Here is a 22,176-nt window from a genome sequence, read left to right as displayed (position 1 = left end):
CCGGTCACGGTAATGGTCGACTGGTCGTCGGCACCGTTGATGGTGATCGTCACCTGGTGGCTGCTGCCGTCCTTGCCGTACACGGTAAAGACTTCAACCTTGCTCTCGTCTTTGCCCAGGTACTGCACCTTGCTGTTGTCGACGTTGTAAGTCCAGACACCGCCTTCGGTGATGGTCAGGCTGCCCAGTGCACCCGCACTCGGGGTGCCGTTGCCGGCCACAAACTTGGCCTCATCGGCGCCGTCCACGTCGGTCACGCTCAGGGTACCAGTCTCGGTCAGGATCGGGTTGGTTTCGTCTTCCACCACGCCGCCGGTGTCGGTGCCGGTAATGACAGCTGCATCGTTGACAGGCGTAACAGTCCCCGTCACCCCACCTGTGGCGCTGTTCAGGCCATCGGTGATGGTGTATTCAAACGCGATGCTGCCATTGAAATCCGGGGCCGGCGTAAAGATCAGCTGGCCATTGCTCAGGGTGACGGAGCCATTGCTGATCGCTACCGAGCCACCTTCGGCAATGGTCTGACCGTTGATGGCGGTAATGGTGAGGCGATCACCATCCACATCCGTGTCGTTGCCAAGCACATTGATGGTGACGGTGCCATCCTCCGCCACGGTGAACTGGTCGTCCCCCGGCAGAGGCGCGGCATTCACCACGCTATTGTCGGTCCCCTTGGGCGAGGTGTTTCCCGCAGGGTCGGTCAGGGTGGCATCCACAGTGATGGGGCCGTTGACTGGCAGATCCGTAGTGGGGATGGTCAGGGTGACCTGGGTACGGCCGATGTCGTCAGTCGTCAGAATTCTGCTGGAGTCAGGCACGCCATCACCGTTCCAGTCCACATCGAGACGATCGCCAGCCTTGGCATCGCCCGGCAGCCGGATGATGACATCCATCCCATTTTCGCGCTCGTTGGCGGAGATGACATTGTCCGCGCCGTCCTGGATTTCGACTTGTGGCGCCGAGGGCGCGGTACTGTCCACGCTGCCATCATCGGTCGCGGTACCGGTGTTGCCGGCCGGATCGGTCACGGAGGCCGTCACCTGATAGCCCCCTTCGGCCAGCGGTGTGGTGACATCCACGCTGAAGCTGCCATCCGGTTGCACCGTCGCGGTCAGGGTCTGCTGATTGCCGTTGGCATCGGTCACCACCAGGGTCACCGTGCTGCCAGAGGGGGCATCCGTGGTACCGGTCAGGGTCGGCGTCCGATCGTTGGTGTTGTCGGGGGCAGAGACGGTGATGACGGGAGCGGTGAGGTCGACCAGCTCATCTTCGCTGCTTTGCGCATCCACCAGCGGCGCCGCGCCAGCCGGGTTCGCGCTGTCAAAGCCTGCGCTGGAGATGGTTGCATCACCGGTACGATCGATGGTGACGAAACCGCCGTTGCCGCTGGCACCAGCCACGCCCCCCGCATTGCCTGCGGCCGGGGCTCCACCCGCCGCCGACGCTTCGAATGCCTTGGTGGGGTCGGTCCCGTCCAGAATCGCTTGCTGCAAGGCGGCGATGTCATCAGGCGTACCCGCGTTCGCCAGCACGGCGTCACCCTGTTCGGGGCGCTCGCCGGAACCCAGGGTGAACGTGGTCTCCCCTCCCTGGAAGCTGGCCCCTTCGGGCGCAAGCAATACCGCATCCTTGGGCAGTACATCGCCTTCTGCAACGAGTCTCTGGCTCCCGTCGGCGGCGACCAGATACATTTTGCCTTGCAAGTGGGTAACGACGACATCCTGATCCAATACGATGCGCTGATTGCTCATGGTTTCTCCTGAAATATCGAAGGGCATATTGCTCCAGCCTCCAATGTGCCCGTTTATCAGGCCATAAACCAGTGAGAAAAATCGAATGAACAGACCGAAATGAAGCCGGGTTTCGGGGTGAAAACGAAGGGACGCCGAAGATGAATAAAATTAATTAAATCAATAGCATCAATTGTGACAAAACGAAGACGGGAGCCTCATCGGCTCCCGTCTCGTGAGGTGTCAGACACCGGCCCAGAGCAGGATGGCCAGCAGCTGGGGCGAGATGATCCGCAGGAACATCACCAGGGGGTAGACGGTCGCGTAAGAGAGTGCGCTGGCACCACTGGTGGGGTGCATGCCGTTGGCAAATGCCAGAGCGGGAGGATCCGTCATAGAGCCGGCCAGCAGACCGCACAGCGTGAGGTAGTTGAGCTTGCCATAATGGCGCGCCAGTACACCCACCAGCAGCAGCGGGATGAGGGTGATTGCCACACCGTACATCATCCATGCGGGACCGTCGCCGTTGATCAGGGTGTCGATGAAGCCAGCCCCGGACTTGAACCCCACCACCGCCAGGAAGAGCACTATGCCTATTTCCCGCAGCGCCAGGTTGGCGCTCGGCGGCATGAACCAGTAGAGCTTGCCGATGCTGCCGATACGAGACAGGATGAGCGCCACCACCAGCGGTCCCCCTGCCAGCCCCAGCTTGAGCGCCGCCGGGAATCCCGGCAGGTAGAAGGGAATGGATCCGAGCAATACCCCCAACCCGATGCCGATGAAGACGGGCAGCATCTGCACCTGCTGCAGTTTCTGCTGCACGTTGCCCACCACGCTGGTGACCGCCTCGATGGCATCGAGCCGCCCCACCAGGTTCAGGATGTCACCGAACTGCAGACTGGTCTGACTGGTCGGCACCAGCTCGATGCCGGCCCGATTCAGGCGCGAGATGACCACATCGTATTTCTGCTTGATGTCGAGATCGCGGATCCGCTTGCCGAGCACCTGCTCATTGGTGACCACCACCCGCTCAACCCGCAGATCGGTGCCGCGGGTGGAGAGGGAGGTGTCTACCTCCTCTCCAAGCACCAGCAACACCTTGTGCAGGGCATGGCGCTCCCCCACCAGGTGCAGCAGGTCGCCAAGTTCGATGCGCGAGTCGGGCTTTGGCACCATCAGCTCGTCGCCACGCTTGAGGCGGGAACAGATGACGTCCGCCTCGTCCAGACTCGGGATCTCGCGGAGCATCAGGCCGTGCATGTTGGGATTGCGCACGGCAATGTTGATGGTTTGCAGACTCTCCTTGGTCTTGCCAGCCTGCTGCTCGAAAGCGACCGCTTCCTCCTCGATCTTGATGTGGAAGAACATCCTGATGAGCCACATGGTGAGCAGGATGCCGCAGATCCCGAACGGGTAGGCCACCGCATAGCCCATCCCCATCAGACCGGTGGATCCAGGATCCGCCCCGAGCTCCGCCAGGATCTGCTGGCCAGCCCCCAGGGACGGGGTATTGGTCACTGCCCCGGAAAAGACCCCGAGGATCACCGGCAGCGGTACATCGAACAGCTGGTGCAACGCTGCCGCCACCAGGCAGCCGAGCAGAACCAGCAGGGCCGCGAAGCCATTGAGCTTGAGGCCCGAACTGCGCAAGGAGGAGAAGAAGCCGGGACCGACCTGGATGCCTATGGTGTAGACGAACAGGATCAGGCCGAATTCCTGAATAAAATGAAGTGTTTGCTCATCCAGCTTCAAGCCGGACAAGCCGGCGAAGTGGCCCACTATGATGCCGCCGAACAGCACCCCGCCAATACCCAAACCCACGCCATAGACTCGCCAGTTTCCCAGCCAGAGCCCCAGCACTGCCACCAGCGACAGCATGCTGATGGAAAGCGCGATCTCACTCATCGTTTGCATCCTTTCCAAACTGAACTGGCACTAGCTTGTCAGCAAACGAAGGGGGCAACTGTGGGGTGCCGCACGAATTCAGGCTTTCATGAGCACAAAAATACCAATTAAGGGTTAGCCATCAGATGTAGCCATAAATGGCCATGAAGTGGCACAGACTGCCACCCAGCACAAACAGGTGCCAGATGGCGTGGTTGTAGGGAATGCGCTTGGCCACATAGAAGATCACTCCCAGGCTGTAGATGAGACCACCCAGCCCCAGCAGCAGGAGCCCGGTACCATCCAGATGCAGATAGAGCTGATAGATGACCACCAGCGACAACCAGCCCAGCATCAGATAGGTAAATAGCGACACCTTCTTGAAGCGATTGATGAAGATCAGCTTGAACACGACCCCCGCCAGGGCCAGCCCCCAGATCACCACCATCAGTCCTTGCGCCAGCGGCGTATCGAGCGCCACCAGCAGGAAGGGGGTATAAGTGCCGGCGATCAGCAGATAGATGGCGCAGTGATCGAACAGCTTGCTCCAGCGTCTGGCCGCCACCGAGCTCACGCTGTGGTAGAGCGTCGAGGCGAGATAGAGCAATACCAGGCTGGCACCGTAGACGCCGTAGCTCAGCAGTACCCTGGGCCCCTGATCCCACCCCTTGTGCAGCAGCAAGACCAGTCCCAGTCCGCCCAGCAGCAGCCCCAGCCCATGGCTGAGGCGATTCGCCCACTCTTCCCGTGGGGAGTACCCCGTCACATCCATCATTACCTCCAACCCATTACCGGCCCACTCTAGCGGCCGACGTTTCAGGCTACAAGTGTTAGCTGAAAATAAAGGGGCGAGGAGAGGGAGGGCCAGAGATGGCTGTTCCCCCCGCCCCTTTGGTGTATGCTCTGCCGCCGACGCCGCCCATGCGGATGGCCGCGTCTGCCCGACAATCTGGTCTGGAGAACCCGATGAAGCTCACTGAACTGTTTACACAACCGGATCCTGATTTCGGCAAGGCCATGACGGCCCTGCTGGAGCATTTCCATCATTCCGACGACAGTCAGGCCCCCTATCAGCGGGGCAACTTCACCCACCAGCTCGATCAGTCGTGCATGCCCGCCACCGGCATCTCTCCCCGGGACTATCTGGCACGGCTCGCCACCCTGGTACCCGGGGCATCGCACCTCACCTCTCCCCGCTATATGGGACACATGACGGCACCGCTGCCGGCCTTCACCGCCGAGCTCTCCCGGCTCTTGGTGATGCTCAACCAGAACCCGATGAAGATGGAGTCCTCCCGTTTGCTGAGCTTTCTGGAGCGGGAAGTGCTGGCCAAACTGCACCGTCTGGTCTACCGCGAGGACGACGCCTTCTATGCAGCCCAGATGCATGCCAAGGATGCAGCCCTCGGCGTCATGACCAGTGGCGGTACCATCGCCAACGTCACCGCCCTCTGGCTGGCCCGCAACCGGGCCTGTGGCGACAACCTGTTCGCCCTCGCCGAGCAGGGCTATCGCGGCGCCGTCATTCTGGGCTCGCGGCTGATGCACTACTCCTTCGACAAGGGGATGGATCTGCTGGGACTCGGAGCTCGCAGCGTCTGGCGTCTCGACACAGACGAGCACAACCGGCTCAGTCTGGCGGCGCTGGAACAGGCCTTTCAACAATGCAGGGAGCAGAAGCTCAAGGTGCTGGCGCTGGTCGGCGTGGCTGGCAGCACGGATTTTGGCTCCGTCGACCCGCTGCCGGAACTGGCCGCCATCGCCCGGCGCGAGCAAATCCACTTCCACGTGGACGCGGCCTGGGGTGGTCCGACCCTCTTCTCGCCCCGCTATCAGGGATTGCTTACGGGGATAGAGCACGCCGATACCGTCACCCTTGACGGTCACAAGCAGTTGCTGGTCCCGCTCGGTACCGGCATGCTGCTCTGCCGCCAACCGGACCTGATGATGACGGTGAAGCGTGAGGCTCCCTACGCCATCCGCGCCACCTCCTTCGATCAGGGGCGCTTCACTCTGGAGGGGACCCGTCCCGCCAACGCGCTCTATCTGGATGCCGCCTTCCAGATGCTGGGACAGCAGGGTTATGCCCAACTCATCGACGCCAACTACGACAGGGCGCGGCGAATGGCAGCGCTCATCGACGCCAGCCCCGCCTTCGAGCTGATGTCGGCACCTGTCATGAACCTGCTCTCCTACCGGTGCATTCCGCCCCACCTGCAAGGTCAGGTGCCCGATGTGGCGGCCAACGAACAGATCAATCTCTTCAACGTCGCCCTGCAAAAAGCCCAGCGCGCCGAAGGGCACAGCTTCGTCTCACGCACCCAGCGTGCAGTCTCCTGCTATGGCGAGCAACCGCTCACGCTGCTGCGCGCCGTCCTGCTCAACCCCCTCATCGAGGAAGCAGACATACGCGCATTGCTGGACGATCAGGTGCGCCTTGGCAACCAGATTGCCAGCCAGCTGTTCGAGTAACCCGCCGCCCCGGGAAGGAACTGCCTGCAGAATGGACGGTCTTATTCATTTGCCGTTGTCTGACGGGCAGGTACACTGAGTGAAATTTTGAGGTTAGAGCCCAGCATGAAGCAGTTTATCGAGTTCATCCCCCTGATCGTCTTCTTCGCGGTCTACAAGTTTTACGACATCTACACCGCCACTGGCGCCCTGGTGGTCGTCACCGGCCTGCAACTCCTGTACAGCTGGCTTCGCTATCGCCGGGTCGAGAAGATGCAGTTGTTCACCTTCGTGCTGGTCGGTTTCTTCGGCGGCCTCACCGTCTTCTTCCACGACGATGCCTTCATCAAGTGGAAGGTGACCGTCATCAACATGCTCTTTGCCCTCGCCCTGCTCATCGGCCGCTATGGCTTTGGCAAGAACCTCATCAAGCAGATGCTGGCCAAGGAGCTCCAAGCCCCCGACCGGGTCTGGGACAACGTCAATCTCGGCTGGGTCGGCTTCTTCACCCTGTGCGGTCTGCTCAACCTCTACGTGGCCTTCAACCTCTCCCAGGAGATGTGGGTCAACTTCAAGGTGTTCGGCCTGCTAGGCATGACCCTGGTCTTCACCCTGCTCAGCGGCGTCTATCTCTATCGCCACATGCCGGCCGAGCAGAACGCAGAACAGAAAAAATAACCGCAACCAGAAAGGGATTGTTCCATGTGGTATCTGATCTACTCCGAAGATGTCGCGGGCAGCCTGCCCCAGCGCAAGCTGGCACGCCCTGCCCACCTGGCCCGCCTGCAAGCCTTGCAGGATGAGGGCCGACTGCTGACGGCCGGCCCGAACCCGGCCATCGATGCCGAGGATCCGGCCGATGCGGGCTTCACCGGCAGCACCGTCATCGCCGACTTTGCCAGCCAGGCCGACGCCCAGGCCTGGGCCGATGCGGACCCCTATGTTGCGGCAGGGGTCTACGCCAGGGTGACCATCAAACCGTTCAAGAAAGTCTTCTGAGCCCATCAAGGCTGACAAGAAAAAGGCCGGACACTGTCCGGCCTTTTTACATCTTCTGACTCATGCCCTGGCCACAAACCAGGGATTGAGGATATCAGGCTTGTTGTAGCAAAGCGGCGAACCATCGAGCTGGGTGACGCTGCCCCCCGCCCCTTCCAGTACCGCCTGAGCTGCCCCCGTATCCCACTCGCAGGTCGGTGCGAGCCGCGGGTAAAGCTCGGCCTCCCCCTCGGCAATGATGCAAAACTTGAGAGAGCTGCCCATGGAAACCAGCTCGATCTCGCCCCGCTCCAGTTCGCCAAAACGGGCCAGATACTCGAGGGTTTCCTGCGACAGGTGATTGCGACTGCCCACCACGCGCCACACTTGCCCAGCGTCATGAGGGCGGGTCTGGATGGTCTCGTGCCTGCCATCGGCCACACGCCAGGCGCCAATCCCCTTGCCCCCATACCAGAGCTTGTCCAGTACCGGTGCATAGACCAGCCCCCAGCGCGGGGTCCCCTGTTCAATCAGGGCGATATTCACCGTGAACTCGCCGTTGCGGGAGACAAACTCCTTGGTGCCATCCAAAGGATCCACCAGCCAGTAGCGGGACCAGCCGAGTCGCGCAGCCATCACCTCGGGGGAGGACTCTTCCGACAACACCGGGATATCGGGAGTGAGACGGGCCAGCGCCTGAACGATCACCTCGTGGGCCCCCTTGTCCGCAGCCGTCAGCGGGCTCTCGTCCTGCTTGTACTCCACCGCAAAGGGCTGGCTGTAGATGGACATGATGGCCTCACCGGCGGCGCGGGCGATGGGCTCCAGTTCGGAAATGGCGGGTAGATACATGGAAAAGAGTTCTCGCTCAAAGGGTTGGTCAGTGTAACCGAGTGAGTATCTTCGGCTTATAGCCGTTTGCACTGACTTATACAGTGTCAAAACTGACAGACAAAAAGTGGCGCAACACAGCTAATGATAAATATGCCACTAAGGCAGATTCATAAGGATGTGAAACATGAACAAGAAAACCCTGATCGCCGCACTGCTGCTGGGCTGCCTCCCCCTGTTGAGCCAACCTCTGCTGGCCGCCGACAAGGCGGCGACCAAGCCTGTGGCCACCACCCAAGTCAAGGAGAGCGGCAAGATCAATCTCAATACCGCCAGTGCCGGCGAGCTCACCGCCCTGAAGGGCATTGGCGAGAAGAAGGCACAGGCCATCATCGACCACAGAGAGAAGCAGGGCAAGTTCACCTCCGTCGATCAACTGGCGGACGTCAGTGGCATCGGATCGGCCACGCTGGAAGCAAACCGGGACATGATTATCGTCAAGTAACCGGTTTGAATCCCTATCATCCCGAGGGCAGCCTGTGGCTGCCCTATTTTTCTTAGGGTATCATGAGCCCACTTTGTATCTTCGGACTCACTCCATGAAAAAGACACCGCTCGTTGTTCGCAAGGCCGTTCTCCCCGTTGCCGGCCTGGGTACCCGCATGCTGCCCGCCACCAAGGCCATCCCCAAGGAAATGCTGCCCGTGGTCGACAAGCCGCTGATCCAGTATGTGGTGCGCGAAGCCATCGCCGCCGGCATCAAGGAGATCATCCTGGTGACCCATTCAAGCAAGAACTCCATCGAGAACCACTTCGACAAGAGCTTCGAGCTGGAGGCGACCCTGGAGAAGCGGGTCAAGCGCCAACTGCTGGAAGAGGTTCAGCACATCTGTCCCAAAGACGTGACTATCATGCACGTGCGTCAAGGGGAAGCAAAAGGCCTGGGCCATGCAGTACTGTGTGCCCGCCCCCTCATCGGGGATCAACCCTTCGCCGTGCTGCTGCCGGATGTGCTCATCGACGAGGTGGCCAGCGATCTGAAGCAGGACAACCTGGCGGAGATGGTGCATCTGTTCGCAGAGGAGCAGATCAGCCAGATCATGGTGGAAGCCGTCCCCGAGAGCGAAGTGGACAAATACGGCATCGCCGACATCAAGGGGGAGGCCCTGAGCGAAGGCATGTCCCTGCCGATGCAGGCCATCGTCGAGAAACCACCCCGGGATGAAGCCCCGTCCAACCTGGCCGTGGTCGGTCGCTATGTGCTCTCCGCCAATATCTGGCCCTTGCTGGAAAAAACCCCGGCCGGCGCCGGCGACGAGATCCAGCTGACCGATGCCATCGCCATGCTGATGGAAAAGGAGCAGGTCAATGCCTACTTCATGAAGGGACGCAGCCACGATTGCGGCAGCAAGCTCGGTTATATGAAGGCCAATGTGGAATACGCCGTGCGCCATCGGGAACTCAGCAAAGAATTCACCAGCTGGCTGAAGCAGTTTGCCAAAGAGCTGTAATCTCTGAATATTTACAAGATAAGCAGAATAAAAAACTGGGCATCATTCGATGCCCTTTTTCATTTTATAAACAAATATTCAACCATTGATAGATAAAATATCGCTAAATCATAATATTGTAATTTAAAGTCGCTTGTTCTATAAGGATTAAGGCTTGTTCCTAGCCCTTGCATAAAATTTCTAAAAAAATATAAGACACAGGTGGAAGTTCCAATGAATAACCCGTCCAAAGGGACCTTTTTAGGTCACCCTAAAGGGCTTTTTTTGCTCTTTAGTACCGAACTGTGGGAGAGATTCTCCTATTACGGCATGCGTGCCGTGCTCGTCCTCTATCTGACCGACCTGACCGCCAACGGTGGCATGGGCTGGACCCAGGCCGACGCCCTCAAGCTGTACGGCATCTATACCGGTCTGGTCTACATCACCCCCATCATCGGCGGCTGGCTCGCCGATACCTTCCTGGGCCAGCGCCGTGCCATCCTGTTCGGTGCCGTGCTGATGGCCGCCGGCCAGTTTACCCTGGCACTGCCTCACGCCATGTTCCCTGACATGGTCAACACCGTCTTCTATGCCGGCCTTGGCTTGCTGATCGTGGGCAACGGCCTGTTCAAACCGAACATCTCCACCATGGTGGGTGACCTGTATAAAGAAGGGGATCACCGTCGTGACGGCGCCTTCACCATCTTCTACATGGGCATCAACCTGGGCTCCCTGCTGGCCGGCGTGATCTGCGGCGCCGCCGCCACCGCCTATGGCTGGCAAGCCGCCTTCGTCAGCGCCGGTATCGGCATGCTGCTCTCCCTGGTCGTGCAGGCCACCATGGCCCAGCGTTTCCTTGGCGACATCGGCCGTGTGCCCGCCGCCCAGCGTGCCGCTCTGCAGCGCTCCAAGGAGCAAAAAGCGCCCCTGACCAAACAGGAAGTGGATCGCATCAAGGTGATCCTGGTACTGGGCCTGTTCACCATCATCTTCTGGGCCGGCTTCGAGCAGGCCGGTGGTCTGATGAACCTGTATGCCCAGGAGTATACCGACCGCATGATCGGCAGCTTCGAAGTGCCGACCGCCTGGTTCCAGTCCCTGAACCCCTTCTTCATCATCACCCTGGCCCCTGTCGTGGCCGCCATCTGGATCAAGCTCGGCAAGAAAGAGCCGAACTCCCCGGTGAAATTCGCCATGGGCCTGCTGTTCCTGGCCGTCGGCTTCCTGTTCATGATCGGTGCCGTGCTGGAGCAAGGTGGTGATCAGGCCGTCAAGACCTCCATGTTCTGGCTGGTCGGAGCCTACCTGTTCCATACCCTGGGTGAGCTCTGCCTCTCCCCCATCGGTCTCTCCATGGTGACCAAGCTGGCTCCGCTGCGCCTGGCCTCCCTGATGATGGGTGCCTGGTTCGGTTTCGTGGCCCTGGCCAACTATGCCGCCGGCTTCATCGGTTCCTTCGTCGGCGAATCCGGTGCCATGGCCATCTTCGGTGGCATCGCACTGGCCGCCGTGATCAGCGCCCTCATCCTGCTGACCATGGCCAACCGCTTGGTCTACTGGATGCACGGTGCCGAAGGCCCGGCCAAAGAGCCCGAAGAACAAGAGCAGAAACTGCACTCCGCGACCGTTTGACCGGTCAGGACAGCAGAGACCAAACAGGGCGCCCATGGGCGCCCTGTTTGCATGTGTTCACTTCACAGGGTCAGTGGTGACGAACCTGCATCGTCAGGGCGCTGCCGCTGTCACTGCGAAACTGCAGATCAAAGGGCTCGTGCCAGCTTCGCCTGTGCAACGTGTAGCGACTGCTGCGCATCAAGCCGAGCGGCAACCCCCCTGCACGCATCAACCAGTGAGGTGAGGTGAGCCCGGCATTTGCAAAAAGCAGCCCATCCTCCTGATCGAACAGCAGGGCCGCCATGGCAAAGGAGTGACGCAGGCCCGACTCCAGCAGTTGCAGATTGAGGTAATCCAGCAATCGGTGTGGCTGGGTCAACAGCAGGCTCTCTTGTTGCTGGTATTGGCGATAGGGGCCGTTCATCAGGGATCGCACCAAGGCACCACAGAAGGCCGCATCCACACCGAGGATGGGCAATTCCATCACCAGTACCAGCAGCTTGTCGTCCAGTTTGAAGGTATCCGGGATGAAGAGATTGCCCATGCCGGCAAAGGTGACCTGCCAGGGCCCCCACTCCTGCATGCCAGGGGGCGCCAACCAGGCGAGCAGCCGGCTGCTCGCCAGATCGTGGCCACGGAAGAAGTCGATGTGCTCCATCAGCTCCAGTTGCTGGCTCTGATGCCCGAGGTTTGTCAGGCATTGCTCGATGCTGCGGCGGATCTGCTCATAGTCATTCACCGGTTTGATGAAGAAGTCCCTGGCCCCCGCCCGCAGCGCACGCTCGATCGCAGCCATCTGATCCTGACCGGAGATGACGATGACGGGCACCTGTGGATAGCGGGCGGTGAGGCAGGCAATCACCTCATGGCCATCCATGTTCGGCATGTTCAGATCACACAACACCACATCGGGGTGATAGAGCGCTGCGGCAGAGAGCCCCTCAATCCCGTCTTCTGCCTGAAAGACGCAGGCCCCGTCGTGCTCGAGATAAGATACCAGTGAGTGGCGAAAAACCGCTTCGTCTTCTACCACCAAGATCCGTAGTCCGGCTTTTGACATCTTGACAAAGCTCTTATTAGTCAAATGGTTATTTGAGCATTAAGACTAGATCATGGGCGCTGGATACCGCCACACAATATTGTCGAGCAGCGAGCCGGGCTGGCCTTGGTATCTGCCAAGCGTTTGAAATGGTCCGACTATTTTGATCGCCCCCTTGCGCAGAGATGTTCGGCAACCGTCGCCCGGCAGCCGTTATCTCGCAGGTCGGCACCATGAATTGTATGAGGCACCGCCATGAGGGATAATGCCCTCCACTCCAGATCGTGAAGCAGACCATGACGCCAGCCGAATACAGCGCCCTCGCCCATCCCAGACTCTCCCATCCGGCCCGCAGCCTCTATACCCTGCAACTGCGCCGCTTGGTGCTGGAAAATCGGCTGGCCCGACTTAACTATCCCGAGCTTGGCCGGGCACTGGCTGTCGTCGATCCGGGCAATCCCGGTGGTTTCAGCTATCAGGTCAACGCTCGCCAGCTGACCGAGCTGCTCGACGAGCTGATGGAGGCCGAACTGCTTCAGGTCGAGGCCCAGGCTGACAGTGAGCACTACCACCAGTGCCCTTTCCAGTTGCCGTTGCTGAGCCAGCGGGTGCGCAGCCCCCTGCCGGCACGCCCGTTCCAGATGCACCTGCAGTGGCGTCCGGACGAAGAACTGCCTGCTCTCGCACGCCTGTGCGGGGTGATCGATGCCAGCTACAGCGAAGAGGATCTCGGGGAATTCATCGCCTACTGGCTCGGCCGCCCCGAGGTGTTCGACTCCCAGCACCAGTGGATGTTGAAATTTATTCGGGCCCTCAAGAGTCGGCGCTACGCCCGCCGCCCGGCGACCGTGGTCACCGGGTACCAGCAGGTCGCGCCAGCCCCGGTAGAGGCTGGCCCGAGCCGCCGGGCGCAAGAGATGATCGATGAGGCCAAACGGCTGGCACAAGCTCAGGAGCCGGAGAATGATTGATACCAGGCGGCCACGAAGTGCACTATTGACCCCCTGCCCATCCAGCCACAGCCCTAGCAGAAGGAGAATTCCATGACAGATCCGCACGACCCGATGCGCCAGGCACTGGAAGAGATCGAGGCCAAACGCCAGAAAATCGCCAAGGCGAGACAGGAGCAACGGGCTCATGATCCCGAGCTCAAGCGTCACGTCAGCAGCCTGCAGCAACGTATTCTCCGACTGCGGGCCGCAACCGGCGGCAGCCAGTACGACTACGAGACCCTGCGCAAGGAGTACGACGCCAAGGCCAATGCCGAAGTGCGCGAGTTGCAGAAGGCCGCCCGCCAGGAGCGGATCCAGAAGCTGATCGCCCAGGCCGACCTCAATCCGGACTGGATCTTCGACAAGATGGATTCCGGTGACCCGGCCCTGCAATACCCCATCGAGACAGCCCGCTACTTCATCAGCGGTTTCGAGCACTGGGAGAAGAGCGGCGGGGGCTGCATGCTGATCTACGGCGATTACGGCACCGGCAAATCCACCCTGGCGGGTGCCGTGGCCCACGAGTTGATCGCGCGCCACCAGAAGTCGGTGATCTTCCAGCAGTGGGCCTCCATCGTGGACAGGCTCTTCTTCAACGTCATCCAGGATCAGGAGGAGCGCAACCAGTACCGCCGCGCCCTGGAAGAGGTGGACCTGCTGATCATCGACGAGGTGGCAGCCAACCGCGCCAAGATGGCCGAGAGTCAGTCCAGCTTCCTCGGCCACCTGCTGCGCCGTCGTCGCAACCTGTCCAAAAGCGTTATCATCATCACCAACCACAGCCCCCAGAGCCTGCATCAGGCCATCGGTGATTTCAGCTATGAGGCGATCAAGGCGTTCAATCCGGTGGACATCCACCTGAGCGGACCCAGCCGCCGTCCCAGCATCGGCCATTACAACGGTTGATCCCGTCGGGCCGGCGTCCCTGATGTCCGGCCCTTCATATCCCCTGCACCTCACAAATAAAAACCACTCTCATTTACAGAGAGCCATCCAGGCTCTAGGCTTGCTCTTTTGTTCGAGAGGGCCTGTCATGCCAACCACACTCATCTTCGGTGCCAGTCGCGGACTGGGCCGCGCCTTCACCGACCACGCACTGCAACTGGGCCACAGGGTCGTTGCCCTGGTGCGCCATGCCGACATGGCCAGCGAGCTGCATACCCTGGGAGTCGAGGTCGTCATCGGGGATGCCCTGGACCCCCAGGCCGTGGCCCAGGCTTGCCGCTTGGCGGACAGGGGTGCCCGGGTAGTCTCCACCCTCGGCAGCTTTCGCCAGAGTGCACCGGTGGATTATCAGGGCAACCGCCATGTGATCGACGAGATGGAGCGCGCCGGGCTCAGCCGCCTGCTGCTGGTCACCTCCCTCGGTTGTGGCGACAGCTGGCAATACCTGCCCGAGCGGGCTCGCGCCGCCTTCGGACACGAGGTACGCCTCAAGAGCCTGGCGGAAAGCTGGCTGCAGACCAGCACCCTTGAGTGGACCATTTTACGCCCCGCAGGGTTGCAGGATGGGGAGCCCACGGGTCAGGCCATCCTGAGCCAGGGGCAAGAGAGGCATGGCCTGGTCAGGCGCCAGGATGTAGCGATACGGGGTTTGCAACTGCTCACCGACCAGGAGGCGTGCGGCCAGATCTATGCCATCGGCGATCCGGGTCTGAGTCAGCCATGACCCCTGTGAATGGCAACACGGTCAGCCCGAGGGCTGACCGTGTTGTTGCAAGGGGGCCTAGTCGGTGGAAGACGCTGTCGCCCCATCATCCGGCCGCGTTGCAGGGCACGGTTGACGCCAGCGGAGCAACCAGCACGCCAGAGCGCCATACAACAGTGCAAGCCCCCACAACTGCCACCAGTAGCGGGAGACCTGGGCAAAGTCGGCCCCCATCTGATTGAGGCGCAGGAATCCCTCGATGGCCGGCGTGCTCGGGGCCCACTGGGCCAGCCAGTTGAGGGGAGCCGGGATGAGCTCAAGGGGCCAGATAAAGCCGGCCAGGAAGACCAGCGGCAAAGAGGAGACAAGTACCACCTGAGTCGGCAGATCACGGCGGGTGAACAGAGCGCCGAGCACGATCCCGAGCCAGGTGGTGGCCAGCAGGAACGGCAGGGTAAAGAGCCAGAGTTCGCCGGGTACAGCGGTGCGGGCAATACCGTAGTGATCGAAGCAGAAGCCGAAGAAGTAGGTCACCGGAAGGACGAAAAGAGCCCCCACCACCAGGGTGCGGGCCAGCAACAAGGCCGGCACGGGGGCATGTTGCCAGTAGCCTGACTCGCCACGGCGGCTGCGCTGGTTCTGGGTCGCCCCCAGGATGCCGGTCCCCATCAGCAACACCTGATGCAGGATCAGCACGAATACCGCTGGCACCACGTAGTTCACATAGCCCATGGTGGGGTTGAATACCGGCAGCACATTGAGGGCCACCGCGTTCCAGCCCATGGCGGCCTGGGGCAGCGCCTCGCCCTGGCTCATCAGCCTGGCCACCTTCACCTGGGCGGCGAGCGTGCCCCCCGCCTGGGCCAGCCCTTCGGCAATGGTGCCATAGACCAAGAAGTAGGAGGCATCCCCGGCATAACCCAGGGTCACGCTCCTGCCCAGCATCAGATCCCGATAGAAGTGGCGGGGAATGTGCAAGATGCCGCTCGCCTTGCCGGTCAGCATCATCTGGCGGGCCTCGTCGAGCGAACCGGCACGGGCCACCAGTTTCACCTGCGCCGTGGCATCGGCCATGAACTCCAGCTGGCGGGAGAGCTGGCTGCCATCCTCGTTGACCACCACCACGGGCTCTTCCCTGGGCAATTGGTGCAGGTAGGGCTGGGGGTAGAGGAAGGAGTAGAAGAAGACGCCTCCAAACAGGGTCAGCATGATGGCGCGATCCGCCAAGAGGGTGCGCAGCTCAAGGCGCACCAGATCCCAGAATCCCATCATGGCCTGGACTCCTCATGGGGCAGGGCCGCGCCCGACGGCGTCCGGTAGCGGTGTACCACCAGCAGCAGGGGCAGCAGAAACAGCAGCAGGGCCCCGAGCTGGGGCAGGGCCGCCGTCAACGGTTGACCGTAGTTGGTTTGCCCGATCTGCAGCTCCACATAGTGGGAGATGGGCAGCAGGCTGCGCCAGAACTGGGCCACATCACCCATGGCGCTGACCGGAAAGGTGACCCCCATAAAGGCGAAACCGGGAGCCGTGTAAGCCCCCGCCAGCGACAGAGCCCGCGCCGGATCCCGGATGATGGCGTAGAAGAAAGCCCCCATGGTGACGCAAGCGGCCGACGCCAGTCCCAGCCCCGCCGTCAGCACCAGCCAACTGCCTTGCATGGGGTACCCAAGCCCCTTGAACAGCAGCAGACTCCACGCCAGACCCCACCCCCAGCCGATGAGCACGTGGGGCAGCAGGGTACGCCAGAGGCCGAACCAGACCCCTCTGGTGGTCCAGTCCAACCCGAGGCGATCGGTGCGGGCCAGGGCGTTCAGGCCATAGAGCACCACCAGGATCTGCCACACCGCAGGCAGCAGGGCGCTCAGCAGAAACTGGGCGTAGCTGGAATTGATGTTGTAGAGCGCGGTAACCTGGCTCGCAATGGGTACGGATTGTCCCAGGGCACCGGGCAGCGTCGTGCCGTCGGCCATGGCCGAGAGCACGCCCACCTGGCCATTGAGAGTTCCCACCACCTGGGCCAGTGCGGAGTTGACCAGCTTGGCAATCAGGATGAACTGGCCATTGTTGAACACGGTCACCCTGGGTTGGGTCCCCTCGCGGGCATCCCGCTCCAGGTGATGGGGGATCACCACCAGGGCATAGATGTCTCCCCCACGCAGTGCCCTGGCCCCCTCGTCGATGGCGTCAAACTGCTGCGCTATCTTGAGCCCGGCGGAGCCATCGAGAGAGAACGCCAGTTGTCGGGAGAGGGTGCTGCGATCCAGATCCACCAGACCGACCTTGAGATCCCGCGCCAGGCCGGCTGAAAAGATCCAGCACAGGATCCCTATCAGCAGCAAGGGGACCCAGCTCGCCAGCGCCCGGCCGAACGGGTCCTGCCAGAGCAACCGCCATTCGCGTCCCATCAGAGCTCGACCAGCACGCTCATGCCGACCCGCAGCCCGTCAACCGGCTGCAAGGGGCGCGCTTCCACCTGGAAGCTTTTCATGTCGAACCCCTGGCGGGTGTCGGTGGCACGCCAGGTGGCGAAATCCCCCATCACGGCCACATGGGTCACCTTGAAGCGCACCAGCTGATCCCCCAGGCCGGGAATACGGGCATCAAACTCGGTACCGACCGGGAACCTTGGCAAGAGGTCCTCACGGACATGGAACTGGGCCCAGGCATCCTTCATGTCGAGCAGGGTCACCACGGGGAAGCCCTGGGGAGCCAGCTCGCCGCTACGCAACAGCACCTGGGCAACTTCCCCCTCGTGTGGGCTGGCGATGCGGGTATCGGCCAGATAGGCTTCCATTTCCGCCACTCCGCCAGCCGCCATCTTGGCCTGCTCGCGGGCCGCTATCTTGGTCTCTTCCCGCGCCCCTTCCAGCGCCATCTGGTATTGCTGCCAGGCCATGCCCTCGCTGTACTTCGCCGCCTGCCAGGCCGTCCAGGCCTCGTCACGCTTTTGCAGCGACATCACGCCATCCCGATGCAGGCTGGCAATGCGCTCGTAGGTTTTGCCATGAAGCAGGGCAGCCGCCTTGGCCTGTTGCCACTGATCCTTGGCGGCCGCGATCTGCTGCACTCGCGCCCCCTTCTCGGCCTCTTCGGCCATGGCACCCGCCGCGGCCTGCCCGGCCTTGGCCTGACTCAGCTTGGCCTCGATCTCCGGGCTCGCCAGAGTGAACGCCAGTTGGCCCCTGGCCAGTTGATCCCCCTTCTTCACCAGCACCTCGTCGATGCGGCCCGCCACCTTGGAAGAGACCGAATACTGCTGCGCCTCTATCTGCCCCTGCAGACGCACCGGCTCCGGCTGATAGGCCAGCCAGAAGCGCCAGCCCAGCCAGAGCACAAGCAATACCAGCGCCAGTGGCAGCAGCCAGGGCTTGCCCTGGCTCATCTTCTTCTTGATGGGGGGATGACTCATGAATTCACCTCGGCAAACGGGCGACCCTTGACGGTCGAAACGGACATGAATAACGGAGTGGAAGAGCGCGCGATCATGAGTTCACCTCGATCGCCTGGCCATGCTGATACTGGTTGAAACTGTTCATCTGACCGGAGAGTGCCAACAGGCGGGCCAGAGAGATCACGTATTGATAGGCGGCGGCGGCGCGCTGGGTCTTGACCCCGGCAAGCTGGGTCTGGGCATCGACCACATCGAGGGAAGTGGAGAGCCCCTGACCGAATGCCTTGTCACGCAACCGCACGTTCTCCTCGGCCAGCGCCTGGGTCGAGGAGAGAGAGTGATACTCCTCCAGTCCCTGGGCAGCCTCGCGCCAGGTCTTCTCGACCAGCAGCTCCAGATCCTGGCGGGTCTTGGCTTGCAGCAGGTTGACCTGGAGTTCGGCGCTCTTGGCTGCCTGGACTGTCTCGGAGCGGCCATCACGACTCACCAGCGGCATGCTGACCCCGACACCAACCAGCCAGTCCGGTGTGGTCTTGGAGACAATGGAATCATCTTCATAGAGGTTGTAGTTGCCGAACAGGAAGAGCTCGGGGGCGTACTTGCCCTTCTCCAGCTTGATCATCCCCTGGGCCTGCTCCTTCTTGGCCGTCAACAGCTTGAGACCGGGATGCACCGACAGGGTCTCCTCCACGAAGGGAGACAAGGCTGGCATCCCTTCGTTGATGAAGAGGGCGGTATTGGGCTCAGCCTGCTTGAGCTTGAGCATGTGGCCGAGCGCCAGCTGGGCGATCTCCAGGCTGCGCCTGGCCTTCTGGGTATCGATGCGTGCCCTGTCATAGGCAGACTGGGCCGACAGGCGCTCCACCTTGGCGATCTGCCCCTGGGCTTCGAGCTTCTTGGCATGATCCAGATGGTGTGCCAGTCCCTGCTCGATCTCCTGCTTGGTCTGCACCACCTGCGCCGCCAGCACCACCCCGAAGTAGGTCTGGGAGAGGCTCTCGAAGGTGGACTGCTGTTTGAGCACCAGCAACTGCTCAGCCTCGCTCACCTGGGCCTGACGAATATCCTGGGCCGCATCGATGCGCCCGCCGGTAAAGAGCGGCCATAGCATCTTGACCGAACTGGTCACCACGTTCTGCTTGGTGAGGGGGGTGACGAAATCGCTCGGACTGAGGTTGAGTGCCTGCATCACGGGCCCCAGCACCTTGCCGAATTCCGGATGATTGGCGATGGGGTTGAGATCCAGCATGTCCAGCTCCATCGGCTGATCGAGATGGGTATAGCTGGCCCCCACATCCACCTTGGGCAGGTACATGGCCTTGGCCGCCTCCCGCAGTTGCTGGGCTCTCTCCACCCCGGCCTGCTCTGCCGCCAAGCCGTCATCCTGCTGGATGACCCGACTCCAGGCCTCGGTAAAGCTGACCGTCTGCGCCTGGGCCGACCCCAGCACGACACCCAGCAGGCATGGGCAGAGCGATTTGATGAACTTTGCCGTCATACATCCCCGATCCGTTTGTAATGAAATTGTGTAGAGTCTTTGCTCAATTCAGGCCCGCTATCATAGCCTAAACCGGCTTGAGAGGGAGACTCACAAATCACCATCCCCCTCACTCGCGCCCTCCTGACCATGGTCACAGACAATATGTCCGATTTTCAAGCACTCCTGAATTTGCAAGCCTTGGCGCGACGTTTTTTTCAGAAAAAAATGGCTGACGCTCAAATACTAACCTTTTCTCCTGACTAAAAAATGCGTAATATACGCCGCCCTAAGCCGATGGTAACCGTGGAATGCAGATAGGTCCCCACACGCTTGAAACTCCCTTGATCGTGGCCCCCATGGCCGGTGTAACAGACCGACCATTTCGTGAACTTTGTTTACGTTTGGGAGCCGGTATGGCCGTTTCCGAGATGCTGCTGGCCAACCCGGATGTCTGGGATACCCAGAAAACCCGGATGAGAATGGATCACTCTGCTGAAGGCGGCTTGCGATCGGTCCAGATTGCCGGTGCCGACCCCGAGATGATGGCGTTTGCTGCCCGCTACAACGTGGAGCAGGGCGCTCAGATCGTCGACATCAACATGGGATGTCCGGCAAAAAAAGTGAATAAGAAGCTGGCAGGTTCCGCCCTGCTGCGTCAGCCAGACCTGGTCAGATCCATCTGCCGGGCCGTGGTGGATGCGGTGGAAGTACCTGTCACCTTGAAGATCCGCACAGGATGGGATCCGGATAACCGCAATGGCGAGGAGATCGCCCGAATCGCCGAAGATTGCGGTATCGCGGCCCTTGCCGTGCATGGTCGTACCCGTGCCTGCCTCTACAAGGGCGAAGCGGAGTACGACACTATCAGGGCGATTAAGCAGGCCGTATCGATTCCTGTTGTCGCCAATGGCGACATCGATAGCCCGGAGAAAGCCCGGTATGTCCTCGACTATACCGGTGTCGACGCCGTGATGATCGGCCGTGCTGCGCAAGGACGACCCTGGATTTTCCGGGAAATCCGCCATTTTCTTGAAACGGGCACCAAGCTGCCGCCTCCCGACAGGGAAGAGGTTCGCACCCTGATGAACGAGCATGTCACCAATCTGCACCAGTTTTACGGTGCCTATCTGGGAGCGCGCATTGCCCGTAAACACGTGGGCTGGTATCTGGATGAAGAAGAGGCGGGCCGAGAATTCCGTAAGCACTTCAATGCCCTGGATTGTGCAGACGCACAACTCGAGGCACTCGAAGCGTATTTCGATGGATTAGGTTAACGCATAACTAAAGAGCCGACCGAATATGTTCGAACAAACCCTGACTTCTGATGCATTGGTAACAACTACTCACAATCACGCTGCCGAGCCGACCCAACGCCCCCTGCGTGACTCTGTGCAACAGGCCCTGCGTAACTACCTGGCCCAGTTGAACGGTCAGGAAGTGATTGATCTGTACGATATGGTTCTCTCCGAAGTCGAAGCTCCCATGCTGGACGTGATCATGCAGTACACCCGTGGCAACCAGACTCGCGCCGCCGTGATGATGGGCATCAACCGCGGCACTCTGCGCAAGAAACTCAAGCGTTACGGCATGAACTGATCCCGGTCATTCTGCTGCAGTGCAGACGAAGGCGTATCCCAGCGATGGGATACGCCTTTTTCTATGCCCGGAGTGTACCTTCTCACTCCACCGCCAACTTGATACCCAGACCCACGAACAGCCCCCCCATCACGCGATTCAGCCAGGTGGCCACCCGGGCGGGCAGTCGCACCTTGCGGCTTGCAAACGCGGTGGAAAACGCCAGCAGATGGCACCAGATCATGCCGTTGAAATTGAAGATGCAGCCCAGCACGATGAATGCCAGTGCTTTTTGCGGCGCATCTGGCGCGATGAACTGGGGTACAAAGGCGAGGAAGAACAGGGCCACCTTGGGGTTGAGGACATTGGTGAGCAACCCCTGCCGAAAGATGCGCCCATAAGAGAGCGCAGGCAGCGCCACAGCCCCATCCACAGACGTTGAAGTGCCACTCCTCTGCCAGAGCATGGACACGCCGAGATAGACCAGATAGAGCGCCCCCATCAGCTTGATGACGGCAAACAGCTCGGCGGAGGCACTCAACAGGGCAGACAGTCCCAGAGCTGCCGCCAACACATGCACCATGGTACCTGTCCCGATACCCAATGCCGCCATGGACCCTGCACGCCATCCCTGGGAGCCGCTGCGCAGCATGATGAGCAGGGAGTCAGGCCCAGGCATCATGTTCAACAGCAGGCCAGAAACGATAAACAACACCAGATCGTGGATCCCCAACATAGACAGCTCCTTGTACATGAAAGAAACAGTCTATGGATCCTGAAGTACTTGTCACTCCCGTTTCCGGCGATAGTGATTATCAAGGAAGGGAATAGCGTTTGAGCCGGAGATACTTGACGCTCAACCTGGTGAGAAAGAGAGATTGAGCCGTTTGAAAGGCAGTGATACTGGCTGAATAGCAATGTTTATCGGTGTAATAGACTGGATTTTGTGCATTAGCCAGACTTGTTATCTAAAAAATAAATTTCAGGCAATAAAAAACCCCGCTCGAGTGAGCGGGGTTCTTCGTGTTGGGTGCCTGGCAGTGTCCTACTCTCGCATGGCGAATGCCACACTA

At 60.7% G+C, this 22,176-nt stretch carries 21 protein-coding genes; 11 read left to right on the top strand and 10 right to left on the bottom strand.

Annotation, left to right across the window (positions count from 1 at the left end):
* The 3 genes from AB5Y68_RS01320 to AB5Y68_RS01310 form a co-directional block, all read right to left on the bottom strand.
* On the bottom strand, positions 1-1,751 hold a 1,751-nt coding region (locus AB5Y68_RS01320; protein WP_368206882.1), incomplete at its 3' end, for a retention module-containing protein.
* A gap of 222 nt (positions 1,752-1,973) precedes the next feature.
* A complete protein-coding gene (locus tag AB5Y68_RS01315) occupies positions 1,974-3,635 on the bottom strand; it encodes a putative transporter (RefSeq protein ID WP_010675535.1) in 1,662 nt (553 codons plus the stop codon).
* Positions 3,636-3,756: 121 nt separating this feature from the next.
* A complete protein-coding gene (locus AB5Y68_RS01310) occupies positions 3,757-4,389 on the bottom strand; it encodes a hemolysin III family protein (protein ID WP_039041319.1) in 633 nt (210 codons plus the stop codon).
* A 191-nt stretch (positions 4,390-4,580) separates the two neighbouring features.
* On the opposite strand from AB5Y68_RS01310, the gene AB5Y68_RS01305 reads away from it, so the two are divergent.
* From AB5Y68_RS01305 to AB5Y68_RS01295, 3 genes are all read left to right on the top strand, one after another.
* Positions 4,581-6,086 (top strand): aminotransferase class V-fold PLP-dependent enzyme, encoded by a 1,506-nt coding sequence (locus AB5Y68_RS01305; protein ID WP_039041320.1) that lies wholly within the window; start codon positions 4,581-4,583, stop codon positions 6,084-6,086.
* Between the two features lie 105 nt (positions 6,087-6,191).
* Complete coding sequence (locus tag AB5Y68_RS01300; RefSeq protein ID WP_039041321.1) at positions 6,192-6,743, top strand: septation protein A; 552 nt, start codon at positions 6,192-6,194, stop codon at positions 6,741-6,743.
* Between the two features lie 24 nt (positions 6,744-6,767).
* On the top strand, positions 6,768-7,064 hold the full coding sequence (locus AB5Y68_RS01295; RefSeq protein WP_010675539.1) for a YciI family protein: 297 nt from the start codon (positions 6,768-6,770) through the stop codon (positions 7,062-7,064).
* Positions 7,065-7,124: 60 nt separating this feature from the next.
* Here AB5Y68_RS01295 and cysQ read toward each other — a convergent pair whose 3' ends face one another.
* On the bottom strand, positions 7,125-7,895 hold the full coding sequence (gene cysQ / locus AB5Y68_RS01290) for a 3'(2'),5'-bisphosphate nucleotidase CysQ (protein WP_039041322.1): 771 nt from the start codon (positions 7,893-7,895) through the stop codon (positions 7,125-7,127).
* A 166-nt stretch (positions 7,896-8,061) separates the two neighbouring features.
* On the opposite strand from cysQ, the gene AB5Y68_RS01285 reads away from it, so the two are divergent.
* The 3 genes from AB5Y68_RS01285 (at position 8,062) to AB5Y68_RS01275 (ending at position 10,996) form a co-directional block, all read left to right on the top strand.
* Positions 8,062-8,379 carry a ComEA family DNA-binding protein gene (locus AB5Y68_RS01285; RefSeq protein ID WP_039041323.1) on the top strand — a complete coding sequence of 106 codons (318 nt, stop codon included), beginning with the start codon at positions 8,062-8,064 and terminating at the stop codon, positions 8,377-8,379.
* A 94-nt stretch (positions 8,380-8,473) separates the two neighbouring features.
* Positions 8,474-9,385 (top strand): UTP--glucose-1-phosphate uridylyltransferase GalU, encoded by a 912-nt coding sequence (gene galU / locus AB5Y68_RS01280; RefSeq protein ID WP_039041324.1) that lies wholly within the window; start codon positions 8,474-8,476, stop codon positions 9,383-9,385.
* Between the two features lie 213 nt (positions 9,386-9,598).
* On the top strand, positions 9,599-10,996 hold the full coding sequence (locus AB5Y68_RS01275) for a peptide MFS transporter (RefSeq protein ID WP_029314796.1): 1,398 nt from the start codon (positions 9,599-9,601) through the stop codon (positions 10,994-10,996).
* 70 nt (positions 10,997-11,066) lie between these two features.
* Here the strand turns inward: AB5Y68_RS01275 and AB5Y68_RS01270 are convergent, their stop codons facing one another.
* Positions 11,067-12,038, bottom strand: a complete 972-nt coding sequence (locus tag AB5Y68_RS01270) for a response regulator (RefSeq protein ID WP_029314797.1) — start codon at positions 12,036-12,038, stop codon at positions 11,067-11,069.
* Positions 12,039-12,313: 275 nt separating this feature from the next.
* Here AB5Y68_RS01270 and AB5Y68_RS01265 point away from each other — a divergent pair, with 275 nt between their 5' ends.
* The 3 genes from AB5Y68_RS01265 to AB5Y68_RS01255 all read left to right on the top strand — a co-directional run bounded on the left by AB5Y68_RS01265 (position 12,314) and on the right by AB5Y68_RS01255 (position 14,678).
* On the top strand, positions 12,314-12,988 hold the full coding sequence (locus tag AB5Y68_RS01265) for a DnaT-like ssDNA-binding domain-containing protein (protein ID WP_039041329.1): 675 nt from the start codon (positions 12,314-12,316) through the stop codon (positions 12,986-12,988).
* Between the two features lie 72 nt (positions 12,989-13,060).
* Positions 13,061-13,915: a DnaA/Hda family protein gene (locus AB5Y68_RS01260; RefSeq protein ID WP_010675546.1), complete on the top strand. Its 855-nt coding sequence runs from the start codon at positions 13,061-13,063 to the stop codon at positions 13,913-13,915.
* 127 nt (positions 13,916-14,042) lie between these two features.
* Positions 14,043-14,678 carry an SDR family oxidoreductase gene (locus AB5Y68_RS01255; RefSeq protein ID WP_039041325.1) on the top strand — a complete coding sequence of 212 codons (636 nt, stop codon included), beginning with the start codon at positions 14,043-14,045 and terminating at the stop codon, positions 14,676-14,678.
* Between the two features lie 57 nt (positions 14,679-14,735).
* Here the strand turns inward: AB5Y68_RS01255 and AB5Y68_RS01250 are convergent, their stop codons facing one another.
* From AB5Y68_RS01250 to AB5Y68_RS01235, 4 genes are all read right to left on the bottom strand, one after another.
* Positions 14,736-15,929 (bottom strand): ABC transporter permease, encoded by a 1,194-nt coding sequence (locus AB5Y68_RS01250; protein WP_039041326.1) that lies wholly within the window; start codon positions 15,927-15,929, stop codon positions 14,736-14,738.
* On the bottom strand, positions 15,926-17,062 hold the full coding sequence (locus AB5Y68_RS01245; protein WP_039041327.1) for an ABC transporter permease: 1,137 nt from the start codon (positions 17,060-17,062) through the stop codon (positions 15,926-15,928). The genes AB5Y68_RS01250 and AB5Y68_RS01245 overlap by 4 nt, the downstream gene beginning before the upstream one ends.
* Positions 17,062-18,066, bottom strand: a complete 1,005-nt coding sequence (locus tag AB5Y68_RS01240) for an HlyD family secretion protein (RefSeq protein WP_080770119.1) — start codon at positions 18,064-18,066, stop codon at positions 17,062-17,064. Before AB5Y68_RS01240 ends, AB5Y68_RS01245 begins: the two co-directional genes overlap by 1 nt.
* Positions 18,067-18,139: 73 nt before the next feature.
* Positions 18,140-19,546 (bottom strand): TolC family protein, encoded by a 1,407-nt coding sequence (locus AB5Y68_RS01235; RefSeq protein WP_010675551.1) that lies wholly within the window; start codon positions 19,544-19,546, stop codon positions 18,140-18,142.
* Between the two features lie 290 nt (positions 19,547-19,836).
* Here AB5Y68_RS01235 and dusB point away from each other — a divergent pair, with 290 nt between their 5' ends.
* Both dusB and fis read left to right on the top strand, forming a co-directional pair.
* Positions 19,837-20,802, top strand: a complete 966-nt coding sequence (gene dusB / locus AB5Y68_RS01230) for a tRNA dihydrouridine synthase DusB (RefSeq protein ID WP_010675552.1) — start codon at positions 19,837-19,839, stop codon at positions 20,800-20,802.
* A 25-nt stretch (positions 20,803-20,827) separates the two neighbouring features.
* Positions 20,828-21,124, top strand: a complete 297-nt coding sequence (gene fis / locus AB5Y68_RS01225; protein ID WP_005309538.1) for a DNA-binding transcriptional regulator Fis — start codon at positions 20,828-20,830, stop codon at positions 21,122-21,124.
* An 82-nt stretch (positions 21,125-21,206) separates the two neighbouring features.
* Here the strand turns inward: fis and AB5Y68_RS01220 are convergent, their stop codons facing one another.
* Entirely contained in the window at positions 21,207-21,839 is a 633-nt protein-coding gene (locus AB5Y68_RS01220; protein ID WP_039041328.1) for a LysE family translocator, read from the bottom strand.
* Positions 21,840-22,176 lie beyond the last annotated feature (337 nt).

Source organism: Aeromonas sp. R6-1 (assembly GCF_040908165.1).
Taxonomy (GTDB): domain Bacteria; phylum Pseudomonadota; class Gammaproteobacteria; order Enterobacterales; family Aeromonadaceae; genus Aeromonas; species Aeromonas caviae.
This window is presented reverse-complemented; position numbering and strand designations above follow the sequence as displayed.